Source organism: Klebsiella sp. DY2415, from assembly GCF_026314315.1.
Taxonomy (GTDB): domain Bacteria; phylum Pseudomonadota; class Gammaproteobacteria; order Enterobacterales; family Enterobacteriaceae; genus Klebsiella; species Klebsiella ornithinolytica.
On sequence record NZ_CP111115.1, the window covers coordinates 4,693,362 to 4,708,724 of the forward strand.

Below are 15,363 nucleotides of genomic sequence, written 5' to 3' on the forward strand. Positions count from 1 at the left end.
TAGTCCATAAGATTAGCGAATACGGCCTGACGGTTTTTGGCGTGAATATCTACTGTTTCACCATGAATGGTTTTCTGCATGGAGTAACAGCATGGCAATTGCGATTGGCCTCGATTTTGGTAGTGATTCCGTACGCGCACTGGCAGTGGAATGCGCCACCGGCGAGGAGCTGGCCACCAGCGTAGAGTGGTATCCGCGCTGGCAGGAGGGGCTGTTTTGCGATGGCCCGAATAACCGGTTTCGCCACCATCCGCGCGACTACATTGAATCGATGGAAGCCGCGCTGAAAAGTGTGTTGGCATTGTTAAGCCCCGAACAGCGCGCCGGGGTGGTGGGCATCGGCGTCGATAGCACCGGCTCAACGCCGGCGCCGATCGATGCCGACGGCAACGTGCTGGCGCTGCGCGAAGAGTTTGCCGATAACCCCAATGCCATGTTCGTGCTGTGGAAGGACCACACGGCGGTCGAAGAGGCGGAAGCCATTACTCGCCTGTGCCATCAGCCGGGCAAAGAGGACTACTCCCGCTACATTGGCGGCATCTACTCCAGCGAGTGGTTCTGGGCCAAAATACTCCACGTCACCCGTCAGGACAGCGCCGTCGCCGAGGCAGCCGCTTCGTGGATTGAGCTGTGCGACTGGGTGCCCGCCCTGCTTTCCGGCACCACCCGCCCGCAGGATATTCGTCGCGGACGCTGCAGCGCCGGGCATAAATCATTGTGGCACGAAAGCTGGGGCGGACTGCCGCCGGCCAGCTTCTTCGATGAGCTCGATCCGATTATCAACCGGCACCTGAGCTGGCCGCTGTTTAGCGACACCTGGACCGCCGATGTCCCTGTCGGCACGCTCTGTGCCGAATGGGCGCAGCGCCTGGGCCTGCCGGAAACCGTCATTCTGTCCGGCGGCGCCTTCGACTGCCATATGGGTGCAGTCGGCGCCGGCGCGCAGCCTAACGCCCTGGTCAAAGTCATTGGCACCTCCACCTGCGACATTCTGATCGCCGATAAACAGAGCGTGGGCAATCGCACGGTCAAGGGGATCTGCGGCCAGGTCGATGGCAGCGTGGTCCCTGACTTTATTGGTATGGAGGCCGGACAATCTGCCTTCGGCGATATTTACGCCTGGTTTGGCCGTATTCTCGGCTGGCCGCTGGAACAGCTGGCGCAGCAGCATCCGGAGCTGAAAACGCAGATTGCTGCCCAGCAAAAACAGCTGCTGCCATCGCTGACCGAAGCCTGGGCCAAAAATCCGTCGCTGGAACATCTGCCGGTGGTTCTGGACTGGTTTAACGGCCGTCGCACCCCCAATGCCAACCAGCGACTGAAGGGGGTCATTACCGATCTGAATCTCGCCACCGATGCGCCGGCGCTCTTTGGCGGCCTGGTGGCGGCCACCGCCTTCGGCGCGCGCGCCATTATGGAGTGCTTCACCGACCAGGGAATCCCGGTCAACAACGTGATGGCCCTGGGCGGTATTGCCCGTAAAAACCCGGTCATTATGCAGGCCTGCTGTGACGTGCTGAACCGGCCGCTGCAAATCGTCGCCTCCGATCAGTGCTGCGCGCTCGGCGCGGCGATCTTCGCCGCCGTCGCCGCTGGCGTGCATCAGGATATCCCCACCGCCCAGCGCAGCATGGCAAGTGAGGTCGAAAGCACCCTGCAGCCGCGTCCTGCCCAGGCTCAACGCTTTGAACAACTTTATCAGCGCTACCAGCAGTGGTCGGTCAGCGCAGAACAACAGTATCTCCCTTCGGCTGCGAAGGCGGAAAAAGCCCCGCTTTCTCAGGCAGCTCTCACCCATTAAGGACACGAAAATGACGATTTTTGATAACTACGAAGTATGGTTCGTGATTGGCAGCCAGCATCTGTATGGCCCGGAAGCGCTGCGTCAGGTCACGAAGCATGCCGAACATGTGGTGAACAGCCTGAATGCGGAAGCAAAGCTGCCGTGCAAGCTGGTGTTAAAGCCGCTGGGCACCACGCCGGATGAGATTACCCATATCTGCCGCGACGCTAACTATGATGATAAATGTGCCGGCATGATGGTGTGGCTGCATACCTTCTCTCCGGCCAAAATGTGGATTAACGGCCTGACTATCCTCAATAAGCCGCTGCTGCAGTTCCACACGCAATACAACGCGTCGCTGCCGTGGGACAGCATCGATATGGACTTTATGAACCTGAATCAGACCGCGCACGGCGGCCGCGAGTTCGGCTTTATCGGCGCGCGCATGCGCCAGCAGCACAGCGTGGTTACCGGCCACTGGCAGGATCAGAGCGCCCATCAGCGCATCGGCTCCTGGATGCGCCAGGCGGTTTCTAAGCAGGATACCCGTCATCTGAAAGTCTGCCGTTTCGGCGACAACATGCGTGAAGTCGCGGTCACCGATGGCGATAAAGTTGCCGCCCAGATCAAATTCGGCTTTTCGGTCAATACCTGGGCGGTGGGCGATCTGGTTCAGGTGGTCAACAGCATCAGCGAGGGGGATATCAGCGCGCTGGTTGATGAGTATGAAAGCAGCTATCGCCTGACCCCGGCGGCGCAGATCCACGGTGATAAGCGGCAGAATGTGCTCGACGCCGCGCGCATTGAGCTGGGGATGAAACGTTTCCTTGAGCAGGGCGGCTTCCATGCTTTCACCACTACCTTTGAAGATTTGCACGGCCTGAAGCAGCTCCCGGGCCTCGCCGTACAGCGTCTGATGCAGCAGGGCTATGGCTTTGCCGGCGAAGGCGACTGGAAAACCGCCGCCCTGCTTCGCATCATGAAGGTGATGTCAACCGGTCTGCAGGGCGGCACCTCCTTTATGGAGGACTACACCTACCACTTCGATAACGGAGACGATCTGGTTCTGGGCTCGCATATGCTGGAAGTCTGCCCGACCATCGCCACGGCAGACAAACCGATCCTCGACGTTCAGCCGTTGGGCATCGGCGGTAAAGCCGATCCGGCCCGCCTGATCTTCAATACGCAGACCGGTCCGGCCCTCGTCGCCAGCCTGATCGATCTTGGCGATCGTTTCCGCCTGCTGGTTAACACCGTGGAAACAGTCCCAACGCCGCACGATCTGCCGAAGCTGCCGGTTGCCAATGCATTGTGGAAAGCCCAGCCGGATCTGTGCACCGCGTCTGAAGCCTGGATCATCGCCGGCGGCGCACACCACACCGTCTTCAGCCACGCGCTGACGCTCGATGATATGCGTCAATTTGCCGAGCTACAGGATATCGAACTGGCGGTAATCGATAACGAAACCCGTCTGCCGTCCTTTAAAGACGCGCTGCGCTGGAACGAAGTCTATTACGCTTCAAAACGTTAACCACGGCAGCCAATTGCCCGGCGACACGTGGTTTGCCCGGCCTACACACTGCGGTTTTGTAGGCCAGGTCAACGAAGCGCCGCCGGCAAGGAGAACCCAATGCTCGAAGCATTAAAGCAGCAGGTGCTAGAAGCTAACCTGGCCCTGCCGAAAAACAATCTCGTCACCCTCACCTGGGGCAACGTCAGCGCCGTCGATCGCGAACGCGGTGTGCTGGTGATTAAGCCGTCGGGCGTCGACTACAGCGCAATGGGCGCCGACGATATGGTGGTGGTGAGTCTTGAAAGCGGCGAAGTGGTCGAAGGGAAAAAGAAACCCTCTTCGGATACAGCAACCCATCGCCTGCTCTACCAGGCCTTCCCGTCATTGGGCGGGATTGTCCATACCCATTCGCGCCACGCCACCATCTGGGCGCAGGCCGGGCAAGCTATTCCGGCGACCGGTACCACCCATGCCGATTATTTCTATGGCCCGGTGCCCTGCACCCGCCTGATGACCGATGAGGAAATCAACGGCGAATATGAGTGGGAAACCGGGCGCGTTATCGTCGAAACGTTCCGCGAACAGGGTATCGATCCGGCGCAAATGCCCGGCGTGCTGGTGCATTCGCACGGCCCGTTCGCCTGGGGGAAAAACGCCGAAGATGCGGTACATAATGCAATCGTGCTGGAAGAGATCGCCTATATGGGGATTTTCTGCCGCCAGCTAGCGCCGCAGCTGCCCGCGATGCAGCAAACGCTGCTGGACAAGCACTACCTGCGCAAACACGGGGCAAAAGCCTACTACGGGCAGTAGCGCCGCGGCTTTCCCCGTCGCCGGGCGATTCGTCGACAGCCGTTAGCGAACCGCCGGCCCGGATAGCGGCGTCGGCACGACAAGCCCATACCTGTATAAAACCCCAGCATCATTGATTGAACCAGGCTATAATCAGGCCTGGTTTTATTTGATGAGAGCACGGCGTGACCCAGCCACGAGAAGGTTTCCTCCTGACCCGTCACTGGCGGGATACCCCGCAAGGCACCGAGCTGTCCTTCTGGCTTGCCACCGACGACGGCCCGCTTGAGATCACCCTGCCGCCGCAGGAATCGGTCGCCTTCATTCCTGAAGCACAGCGCGCCCAGGTCGAACGTCTGTTGCAGGGCGAAAACGGCCTGCGTCTCGCTCCGCTCACCTTAAAAGACTTTCATCGCCAGCCGGTCTTTGGCCTCTATTGTCGCGCTCATCGCCAGCTGATGCGCCTGGAAAAGAAGCTGCGTGAAAACGGCATCACCGTTTACGAAGCCGATATCCGCCCACCGGAGCGCTATCTGATGGAGCGCTTCATTACCGCTCCGGTTTGGGTCGAAGGTGACGCGCGCGGCGGGCGGCTGATCAACGCCCGCATGAAGCCCAACCCGCACTACCGGCCGCCGCTGAAGTGGGTGTCGCTGGATATTGAAACCAGCCGCCACGGTGAGCTGTACTGCATCGGGCTGGAAGGCTGCGGGCAGCGGGTGGTCTACATGCTTGGGCCGCAACCGGCGACCTCTCCCGCCGTCGATTTCCAGCTGGAGTACGTCTCCAGCCGTCCGCAGCTACTGGAAAAACTCAATGCCTGGTTTGCCTTGCACGATCCGGATGTCCTGATCGGCTGGAACGTTATCCAGTTCGACCTGCGGGTCCTGCAAAAGCATGCCGAACGCTATCGCATTCCGCTGATGCTCGGCCGTGGGAATACGGAACTGGAGTGGCGCGAGCACGGGTTTAAGCAGGGCGTCTTCTTTGCCCAGGCCAACGGCCGGCTGATTATTGACGGTATCGAGGCGCTGAAATCCGCCTTCTGGAACTTCTCCTCTTTTTCCCTTGAAGCGGTGGCGCGTGAGCTGCTCGGCGAGGGGAAAGCGATTGATAATCCCTGGGATCGGATGGACGAAATCGACCGCCGTTTCAACGAAGATAAACCGGCGCTGGCGACCTATAATCTGCAGGACTGCGAGCTGGTCACGCGTATCTTCCATAAAACGGAGATCATGCCGTTTCTGCTCGAACGAGCCACGGTCAACGGTCTGCCCGCCGACCGCCACGGTGGTTCCGTCGCCGCCTTCAGCCATCTCTATTTTCCACGCATGCACCGGCTGGGTTACGTCGCCCCTAACCTGGGCGAAGTGCCGCCGCAGGCCAGTCCCGGCGGTTACGTCATGGACTCGCGCCCCGGTCTCTATGATTCGGTGCTGGTTCTGGATTATAAAAGCCTTTACCCTTCGATTATCCGCACTTTTTTGATCGACCCGGTCGGGCTTATCGAAGGGATGGCGCAGCCGGACAATGCGCACAGCACCGAGGGTTTTCTCGGCGCCCGTTTCTCGCGTCAGAACCACTGTTTGCCGGGGATTGTCGGCCAAATCTGGCACGGCCGCGATGATGCCAAACGGCACAAGAACAAACCCCTGTCTCAGGCGCTGAAGATTATCATGAACGCCTTCTATGGCGTGCTCGGCACCAGCGCCTGTCGTTTTTTCGATCCCCGTCTGGCCTCTTCTATCACCATGCGCGGGCATGCGATTATGCGCCAGACCAAAGCGCTGATTGAGTCGCAGGGCTATGACGTTATCTACGGCGATACCGACTCTACCTTCGTCTGGCTTAAGCGACCTCATTGCGAAGAAGAGGCGACGCAAATCGGGCGCTCGCTGGTCGCTTTCGTCAACGACTGGTGGGCCGCTGAGCTGAGTAAAGACCAGCTCACCAGCACCCTCGAGCTGGAGTTTGAAACCCACTTCAGCCGCTTTTTAATGCCGACCATTCGCGGAGCCGACACCGGCAGCAAAAAACGCTACGCCGGGATGATTCAGGAGGGAGAGGCGCAGCGGATGGTCTTCAAAGGACTGGAGACGGTGCGCACCGACTGGACGCCGCTGGCCCAGCAGTTCCAGCAGGAGCTGTATCTGCGCATTTTCCGCCACCAGCCCTATCGCGACTATATTCTGGAAACCATTGCTAAGCTGATGAGCGGTGAGCTCGACGATCGCTTGATCTACCGTAAGCGCCTGCGCCGCCCGCTGGCCGAATACCAGCGCAACGTGCCGCCGCACGTCCGCGCCGCACGGCTGGCCGATGAGCAAAACGTCAGGCTGGGCAGGCCGCAGCAGTACCAGCAGCGCGGCAGCATCCAGTATGTCTGGACCACCAGCGGCCCGGAACCGGTGGATTATCAACTGTCGCCGCTCGATTATGAGCACTATTTGTCAAAGCAACTTCAGCCGGTCGCGGAAGGAATACTTCCCTTTGTCGACGATGATTTTGCTACAATAGTAACAGGGCAACTGGGGCTATTTTGATTTCCTCGCCATTGCAATTTCCAGCCAACATATCTGCAAATTGAAGGACGAGGAGGACGTGACGAACGAGCTGCCATCCAGTAATATAGCGCCCTTTCCATTCCTGGACCCAATCTTGATCTCTCTCTGGCTTGCCTGGAGAAGATTAACTATTGCCTGCAATTTAAGAACACAAGAGCTGAACATATATGCCTTTTACACTTGGTCAACGCTGGATTAGCGACACAGAGAGCGAACTGGGATTAGGGACGGTAGTTGCGCTGGATGCGCGCATGGTGACCCTGCTTTTCCCCGCCATCGGCGAAAACCGTCTGTACGCACGCAATGATTCCCCGATCACCCGCGTGATGTTTAACCCGGGTGATACCATCACCAGCCACGAAGGCTGGCAGCTCCAGGTTGACGAAGTTAATGAAGAAAACGGCCTGCTGGCCTACACCGGTACCCGTCTTGATACCGAAGAAGCCAACGTCACGCTGCGCGAAGTGCTGCTCGACAGCAAACTGGTGTTCAGCAAACCGCAGGACCGCCTGTTCGCCGGCCAGATCGACAGAATGGACCGTTTTGCGCTGCGCTACCGCGCCCGCAAATACCAGAGCGAGCAGTACCGGATGCCGTGGAGCGGCCTGCGCGGACAGCGCACCAGCCTGATTCCCCACCAGCTGCATATCGCCCATGACGTCGGCCGCCGCCACGCGCCGCGCGTTCTGCTGGCCGATGAAGTCGGTCTGGGTAAAACCATCGAAGCCGGGATGATTCTGCATCAGCAGCTGCTTGCTGGCGCCGCCGAACGCGTGCTGATCATCGTTCCGGAAACCCTGCAGCATCAGTGGCTGGTCGAGATGCTGCGCCGCTTCAACCTGCGCTTCTCGCTGTTTGACGATGAGCGTTATGCCGAAGCCCAGCACGATGCCTACAACCCGTTCGAGACCGAACAGCTGGTGATCTGCTCGCTGGATTTCGTGCGCCGCAGCAAACAGCGTCTGGAACATCTGTGCGACGCCGAATGGGATCTGATGATCGTCGATGAAGCGCACCACCTGGTGTGGAGCGAAGAGGCGCCGAGCCGCGAATATCAGGCAATCGAGCAGCTGGCAGAACGTGTGCCGGGCGTGCTGCTGCTGACCGCTACGCCGGAACAGCTGGGCATGGAAAGCCACTTCGCCCGTCTGCGCCTGCTGGATCCCAACCGCTTCCACGACTTCGAGCAGTTCGTTGAAGAACAACAGAATTATCGTCCGGTGGCCGATGCCGTCGCGCTGCTGCTGGCCGGCAACAAGCTGAGCGATACCGAGCTGAACACCCTCGGCGATCTGATCGGCGAACAGGATATCGAACCGCTGCTGCAGGCCGCTAACAGCGATCGCGACGACGCCCAGGCCGCCCGCCAGGAGCTGGTCTCAATGCTGATGGATCGCCACGGCACCAGCCGCGTGCTGTTCCGTAATACCCGTAACGGCGTTAAAGGCTTCCCGAAACGCGAGCTGCACACCATTCGTCTGCCGCTGCCCACCCAATATCAGACGGCGATTAAAGTCTCCGGCATTATGGGTGCGCGTAAAACCGCAGAAGAGCGCGCGCGCGATATGCTCTACCCGGAACAGATTTATCAGGAATTTGAAGGCGATACCGGTACATGGTGGAACTTCGACCCGCGCGTCGAGTGGCTGATGGGCTATCTCACCAGCCACCGTTCGCAGAAAGTGCTGGTGATCTGTGCAAAAGCGGCCACCGCCCTTCAGCTGGAGCAGGTTCTGCGCGAGCGCGAAGGGATCCGCGCCGCGGTCTTCCATGAAGGTATGTCCATCATTGAGCGCGACCGTGCCGCCGCATGGTTCGCCGAAGAAGACACCGGCGCCCAGGTGCTGCTGTGTTCTGAAATTGGCTCCGAAGGCCGTAACTTCCAGTTTGCCAGCAACCTGGTAATGTTCGATCTGCCGTTCAACCCGGATCTGCTGGAGCAGCGTATTGGCCGTCTCGACCGTATCGGTCAGGCGCACGATATCCAGATCCACGTTCCGTATCTGGAAAGAACCGCGCAGTCCGTGCTGGTTCGCTGGTACCACGAAGGGCTTGATGCGTTTGAACATACCTGCCCGACCGGACGCACCGTGTATGACAGCGTGCATAACGAACTGATTAATTATCTTGCCGCCCCGGAAACCACCGAAGGCTTCGATGAGCTGATCAAAGCCTGCCGTCAGCAGCACGATGCGCTGAAAGCGCAGCTGGAACAGGGTCGCGATCGCCTGCTGGAGATTCACTCCAACGGCGGCGAACAGGCGCAGAAGCTGGCCGAAAGCATTGAAGAGCAGGATGACGATACCAACCTGATCGCCTTTGCCATGAACCTGTTCGATATTGTCGGCATCAATCAGGACGATCGCGGTGAAAACCTGATCGTGCTCACGCCGTCCGATCATATGCTGGTTCCGGACTTCCCGGGCCTGCCGGAAGACGGCTGCACCATCACCTTTGAACGTGATGTCGCGCTGTCCCGCGAAGACGCTCAGTTCGTCACCTGGGAGCATCCGCTGATTATCAACGGTCTGGATCTTATCCTCTCCGGCGATACCGGCAGCAGCACCCTCTCCCTGCTGAAGAACAAAGCGCTGCCAGTCGGTACGCTGCTGCTGGAGCTGATTTACGTGGTGGAAGCGCAGGCGCCGAAGCAGCTGCAGCTTAACCGCTTCCTGCCGGCGACGCCGGTGCGCATGCTGCTGGATAAAAACGGCAATAACCTCGCCGGTCAGGTGGAGTTTGAAAGCTTCAACCGCCAGCTGAGCGCCGTCAACCGCCATACCGGCAGCAAACTGGTCAACGCGGTGCAGCAGGACGTGCATGCGATCCTCCAGCTCGGTGAGGCGCAGGTTGCCAAAGCCGCTCAGGCGCTGATCGACGCGGCCCGTGATGAAGCTAACGACAAGCTGTCGGCGGAACTCTCTCGTCTGGAAGCATTAAAAGCGGTTAACCCGAACATCCGTGACGACGAGCTTTCCGCTATCGAGAGCAACCGTCAGCAAGTGATGGACGCGCTGGCGCAGGCAGGCTGGCGTCTCGACGCGCTGCGCTTAATCGTGGTCACCCACCAGTAACGGAACGCGAATATGGCGATGGAAAACTACAATCCGCCACAGGATCCCTGGCTGGTTATCCTCTATCAGGATGAGCACATCATGGTGGTCAACAAGCCGAGCGGCTTGTTGTCCGTCCCGGGGAGACTGGAGGAGCATAAAGACAGCGTGATGACGCGCGTACAGCGCGACTTCCCGCAGGCTGAGTCGGTGCACCGCCTCGACATGGCTACCAGCGGCGTGATTGTGGTGGCGCTGACCAAAGCGGCGGAACGCGAGCTGAAGCGTCAGTTTCGCGAGCGTGAGCCGAAGAAGCAGTACGTCGCCCGCGTGTGGGGACATCCGGAAAAAGCGGAAGGGCTGGTAGATTTACCGCTGATCTGCGACTGGCCGAACCGGCCAAAGCAGAAGGTGTGTTACGAAACGGGCAAAGCGGCGCAAACTGAGTATGAAGTGCTGGAGTACGCGGATGATAACAGCGCCCGCGTGCGCCTGAAGCCGATTACCGGACGTTCACATCAGCTGCGCGTGCATATGCTGGCGCTGGGTCATCCGATTCTTGGCGATCGCTTTTATGCGACGCCAGAGGCGCTGGCGATGGCGCCGCGGCTGCTGCTGCACGCCGAAACGCTGACCATTACCCATCCGGCCTTCGGCAACGCGATGACCTTTCGCGCGCCTGTCGATTTCTGAATGCCGGTATTCCCGGCACAGCATAACCCGTAAGCCCCGGAAGCCACGTGCGACCGGGATATGGCCCCGGATGATGCCTTAACGGCCTATCCGGGCGACATATTCACGATATCATCCGTTAATCGCGGGCAAACCACGCATCGATCATCTGCTCAACGCGGGCGACAACCTCTTCGCCATCATGGCGATGCAGGCTCTCGCAGGTCTGCGCGACATCATCGCACAGCAGGCAACGACGGGTGCGGTCATCCTGCGCCTGCCGTCCTTGCTGCGGACAAATCACCTCGATATTCCATAAGCGGCCAAGCGGATGAGTCTGTAGCAGCTCCGTGCATAGCGCATTGATTTCGCTGGCAGAATGCTCAACGCACCACAGCGCCTCCGGCCCGGTTGGCAACCACAGCACCTGACGGTCCAGCGTTTTCCAGCGGCGTTTCCACAGCAGCTGGTCGCAGGCCTGCAGCGCCACGCCCATCATATTGCGATAGCGGATGCTGTCTTTTACCGCGCCCGGTGTCACCAGCGTCAGCGCAATGACCGGTTGTTGATAATGGCCAAGCCACTCGGCCTGGCGGGCTGCACGCTGCGCTTTCGTCGCCAGCTCGGTTTCTACGCTGGCGCCCGCACGGGCGGGAGTATCCACAGACATTAATTCCTCTCCTTCACTTGATAAAATGACGACGGCAAAGCCGCCGCCGCGATAGCGGATTACGCTGCTGATTGTATCGCTAAACGAACAGAATTTAGGACACAGGACAAAGAAATTTTCTTCGTCCTGTGGAGGAAAATTGCAGATTTTCCTGTTAGCACAGAGCTAAATCATGCAAGGAAATGACTGAGGAACAGCAGACCCAATGAAACATTAATCGCGCCGCCAATGCGGGTCGCGATTTGGGCGAACGGCATCAGGCTCATGCGGTTGCCGGACGTCAGAATCGCCACATCGCCGGTGCCTCCCTGACCACTCTGGCAGCAGGAGACAATCGCCACATCAATCGGGTGCATCCCTATCTTTTTACCGACCAGGAACCCGGTCGCCACCAACGCCGAGACGGTGCTGACGATCACCAGCAGATTCGTTATCGTAAAAGCGTTCACCAGCTCCTGCCACGGCGTAATGGCGACGCCTACGGCAAACAGAATCGGGTAGGTCACCGCGGTGCGGAAGAATTTGTAGACCATCTGCGACCCTTCCTGCAGGCGCGGCGAGACGCCGTTAACCAGCTTGAGCAGTACCGCCAGAAACAGCATGCCTACCGGCGCCGGTAAACCGGTCATTTTCTGTCCCAGCATCCCCAGCATATACAGCAGCACGGCCAGCAGAGCGCCGGATGCCAGCGTCGTTACGTCGGTTTTGCCGGTGGAAGTCTCAACTTCGTCTGCACGATGCGTTTCGTTGCCGCGGTTCGGCATCAGCTGGCCTTCACCGGTCAGATGCGGGAAGCGCTTGCCCAGTTGGTTCAGGCAACCGGCAATCACTATCGCCGTCAGGCTGCCCAGCATCACCATCGGCAACACGCGGCCTAATGCCACGCCCTGATCCATATGCATCAGGGCGGCATAGCCGATTGACAGTGGAATCGCCCCCTCTCCTACGCCACCGGCCATAATCGGCAGCACGATAAAGAAGAACACCTGAAACGGCTCCATCCCCAGGGCGGTACCGACGCCGATGCCCACCAGCATGCCAACGATTTCACCGCACAACATCGGGAAGAAGATGCGCAGAAAGCCCTGAATCAGAGTCGTGCGGTTCATGCTCATAATGCTGCCGACGATAATGCAGCAGATATAGAGATAAAGAATATTGGTCGATTTATAGAATTTGGTCGTGGATTCCACCACCACCTCCGGCAGCAGGCCGTAGTGCACCAGCGCGGAAGGGATAAAGGTGGCGCAGATCGCGGCCGCCCCCAGTTTACCGAGGATCGGCAGACGCTTGCCAAACTCACCGCAGGCAAAACCAAAAAAGGCCAGCGTCGCGACCATGACCACGATATCGCTCGGCAACTTTCCGCCCAGACAGTCGAGGGCGATTAAGCCGCCGGCCAGCAGGAACAAAGGCAGCGGGATAATCCCGACTTTCATATTATCCATCACGTGCCACCAGCGTTGTTTCAGGGTGGCTTTCGGGGTGTCGATGGGATCGAGGGTCGCAGAGAATGCATTGTCAGTGGTGCTCATAGGTTTGGCCCTTTCGTTATTATTCATTTTTGAGATTAGGGGGCCTGATGCAGACTTAATGTGAGGCGTGACGAATTAGAAATGAAGTTTTAATGGTCATTATGGTTTTTATGGTTTCTATTCCGGGGCGTGATATCTCTCTGATTTATTAGCGTGGTTTTTATGGTTTTTATCGCCGAGCCAGTGCGCAATCGACCGAAGGGCGGATCGGCGATGCCTCGTCATCACCGACCACAGCGGGCTCCGGCGGATTGAGTGACCTCCGGCGCGCTCGTCCACGGGCGATCTGGCGGAATGGGCGGCCCGCAGTGGCATCTTGATAAATCATCGCCGGTAGATGATGCTGGTTTCTCATCGCTGCGGTAACGCTCACCCCGTTGCCGCCTAACCCATGCCGGCACCAGGAAATATTACCGTGCCGGTATCGTAGAGACGCTGCGCACGACTTATGAAGGTTTCCTTTCAATTTAAGCTGTTTATTTCGCTGGTCGCCTTTTTCTCCGTATTATTCGCGCTGCTGGGCGTCTATTACTACATCGATGCCAGCCATCAGCTTTATCAGGAAATGAGTACCCGCGCCAAAATACAGGCTGAAGAGATCGCGCTGATGCCCGATTTACGCCGGCAGGTTATCCAGGAAGATCCGCAGTCGCTAACGTCATTTATGCAAAAAATCGCCGCCCGCAGCGACGCGAGCTTTATTGTCATTGGCAATGCGCAGGGCGTACATCTGTTTCATTCCGTCCACCCGGAGTGGGTCGGTACCCGGCTGGTGGGCGGGGATAACCAGGCGGTGCTGGAAGGGAAAAGTATCACCACCATCCGTAAAGGAGGGCTCGGGGTATCGCTGCGCAGCAAAGCGCCGATCTTCGACACCTCCGGCCGGGTTGTGGGCATCGTCTCCGTGGGCTACCTGACCAGTTATCTCGATAGCATCACGCTGACAAAGGTAATTAATATCTTCATCGCCGCCGTACTGCTGCTGATCGCGCTGTTTATTTTTTCCTGGTATTTTACCCGCAGCATTAAAAAACAGATTTTTTCGCTGGAACCACGAGAAATCGGCCTGCTGGTGCGTCAACAAAAGGCGATGATGGAATCAATCTATGAAGGGGTTATCGTTATCGATCGCCACCGACGTATCGAGGTGATCAACCACGCAGCGCGCAGCCTGCTGGGACTGAGCCAGCCCGCGCGGCTGCTACGCGGCCAATCGATCGACAGCGTCATCGCCCCGCAACCCTTTTTCGCCAGCGGTGAAATGCTGGAAAACGACACTCACGATGAGCTGTGTCGCTTCAACCAGCTAACCGTACTCGCCAGCCGGGTGCGTATAATGCTGGAGGAGTCGCTGCAGGGCTGGGTAATTACTTTCCGCGATCGTGACGAAATCAACTCCCTCAGCGCCCAGCTAAGCCAGGTTAAACGCTATGTTGATAACCTGCGCATCATGCGCCATGAACAGCTGAACCGAATGACCACGCTCTCGGGTCTGCTGCATATGGGTCACTATGACGAAGCGATTCGCTATATTCAGGCTCAGTCGGAACATGCGCAGGAGCTGCTGGACTTTATCTCTTCCCGCTTCAGCTCGCCAACGCTCTGCGGCCTGCTGCTGGGTAAGGCTGCCCGCGCCCGCGAAAAAGGGGTGGCGCTCAGCTTTGACCCCGCCTGTCAGCTCGACCGGCCGCTGCCTTCATTAATTGAATCGGAGCTAATTTCGATTATCGGCAACCTGCTGGATAATGCGATTGAAGCCACGCAGCGCGCCGAACTGCCGCACGAACCGGTGGAAGTGCTGATTCAGCTGAATGCCCGCGAGCTGATGATTGAAGTTGCCGACCGCGGCATCGGTGTTGACCCGGCTATCCGCGATCATATCTTTGAACGCGGCATTACCACCAAAACCCGTGGCGATCATGGTATCGGCCTGTATCTTATTGAACATTATGTGACACAGGCGGGCGGCACCATTGAAGTCGCCGATAACTCACCGCGCGGCGCGATCTTTACTCTGTTTATCCCCGCCGACGGCCCTGTTCATTCCCGACACGAGGCGAACTATGCATCATGATCTGGTCGATGTGTTGATCATCGAAGATGAAAGCGAACTGGCGAGGCTGCATGCCGAGCTGATTCAGAAGCATCCGCGTATGCGGCTGACGGGCATGGCCGCCTCCCTCTCCCAGGCGCGGCAGATGCTCAATAGCCAACCGCCGCAGCTGATACTGCTCGATAACTATTTACCTGACGGTAAAGGGGTCACATTGATGACCGACCCGATTCTGGCAGAGGCCAACTGTTCGGTGATTTTTATTACCGCCGCCAGCGATATGGAAACCTGTAGCCAGGCGATTCGAAACGGCGCTTTCGACTACATTCTTAAGCCCGTCTCCTGGAAGCGCCTGAGCCAGTCGCTGGAGCGTTTTGTTCAGTTTTACGATCAGCAGCGAGAATGGAAAATCGTCGATCAGCAAAACGTTGATTCGCTGTACCAGCTGCAGGCGAAGAACTATCGCGCCGATAGCGGCAGTAAAGGGATCGAGGAGAAGACGCTGGCGCTGGTGCAGAATCTGTTCAACGGCCGGGAGGAGCACAGTTTTTCCGTGGATGAGGTGGTGAATGATGCCGGGTTAAGTAAAACCACCGCCCGCCGTTACCTGGAACACTGTGTGGAAATCGGTTATCTGGAAGTCGAAATGTTGTACGGAAAGATTGGTCACCCGCGACGGATGTACCGACGCGCGCAAGGCGCATCATGAGGCCTCTCCCGCCAGGGAG

At 58.4% G+C, this 15,363-nt stretch carries 10 protein-coding genes; 8 read left to right on the forward strand and 2 right to left on the reverse strand.

The features are described 5' to 3' along the window. Positions 1–91: 91 nt before the first annotated feature. From araB to rluA, 6 genes are all read left to right on the forward strand, one after another. The gene (araB, locus tag OQV00_RS22280) at positions 92–1,801 is read left to right on the forward strand and encodes a ribulokinase (protein ID WP_004857811.1); all 1,710 of its coding nucleotides are present in this window, start codon (positions 92–94) and stop codon (positions 1,799–1,801) included. A 10-nt stretch (positions 1,802–1,811) separates the two neighbouring features. Further along, complete coding sequence (araA, locus tag OQV00_RS22285) at positions 1,812–3,314, forward strand: L-arabinose isomerase (protein ID WP_004857809.1); 1,503 nt, start codon at positions 1,812–1,814, stop codon at positions 3,312–3,314. 99 nt (positions 3,315–3,413) lie between these two features. Then, on the forward strand, positions 3,414–4,109 hold the full coding sequence (gene araD, locus OQV00_RS22290; protein WP_015585171.1) for an L-ribulose-5-phosphate 4-epimerase: 696 nt from the start codon (positions 3,414–3,416) through the stop codon (positions 4,107–4,109). Between the two features lie 164 nt (positions 4,110–4,273). After that, entirely contained in the window at positions 4,274–6,631 is a 2,358-nt protein-coding gene (polB, locus tag OQV00_RS22295) for a DNA polymerase II (protein WP_032716559.1), read from the forward strand. Between the two features lie 188 nt (positions 6,632–6,819). Next, the gene (rapA, locus tag OQV00_RS22300; RefSeq protein WP_065905812.1) at positions 6,820–9,726 is read left to right on the forward strand and encodes an RNA polymerase-associated protein RapA; all 2,907 of its coding nucleotides are present in this window, start codon (positions 6,820–6,822) and stop codon (positions 9,724–9,726) included. Positions 9,727–9,738: 12 nt separating this feature from the next. Further along, positions 9,739–10,398, forward strand: coding sequence for a bifunctional tRNA pseudouridine(32) synthase/23S rRNA pseudouridine(746) synthase RluA (gene rluA, locus OQV00_RS22305; protein ID WP_004857802.1), 660 nt, complete (start codon positions 9,739–9,741; stop codon positions 10,396–10,398). Positions 10,399–10,516: 118 nt separating this feature from the next. On the opposite strand, the gene citX is transcribed toward rluA, so the two are convergent. Together citX and OQV00_RS22315 are read right to left on the reverse strand one after the other, a co-directional pair. Then, positions 10,517–11,047 (reverse strand): citrate lyase holo-[acyl-carrier protein] synthase, encoded by a 531-nt coding sequence (gene citX, locus OQV00_RS22310; protein ID WP_004857799.1) that lies wholly within the window; start codon positions 11,045–11,047, stop codon positions 10,517–10,519. A 170-nt stretch (positions 11,048–11,217) separates the two neighbouring features. Then, positions 11,218–12,582, reverse strand: a complete 1,365-nt coding sequence (locus OQV00_RS22315) for a 2-hydroxycarboxylate transporter family protein (RefSeq protein ID WP_266279437.1) — start codon at positions 12,580–12,582, stop codon at positions 11,218–11,220. Between the two features lie 448 nt (positions 12,583–13,030). Here OQV00_RS22315 and OQV00_RS22320 point away from each other — a divergent pair, with 448 nt between their 5' ends. Further along, entirely contained in the window at positions 13,031–14,656 is a 1,626-nt protein-coding gene (locus OQV00_RS22320) for an ATP-binding protein (RefSeq protein ID WP_266279439.1), read from the forward strand. Continuing rightward, entirely contained in the window at positions 14,646–15,344 is a 699-nt protein-coding gene (locus tag OQV00_RS22325) for a response regulator (RefSeq protein WP_004857793.1), read from the forward strand. The genes OQV00_RS22320 and OQV00_RS22325 overlap by 11 nt, the downstream gene beginning before the upstream one ends. The last annotated feature ends 19 nt before the right edge of the window (positions 15,345–15,363 follow it).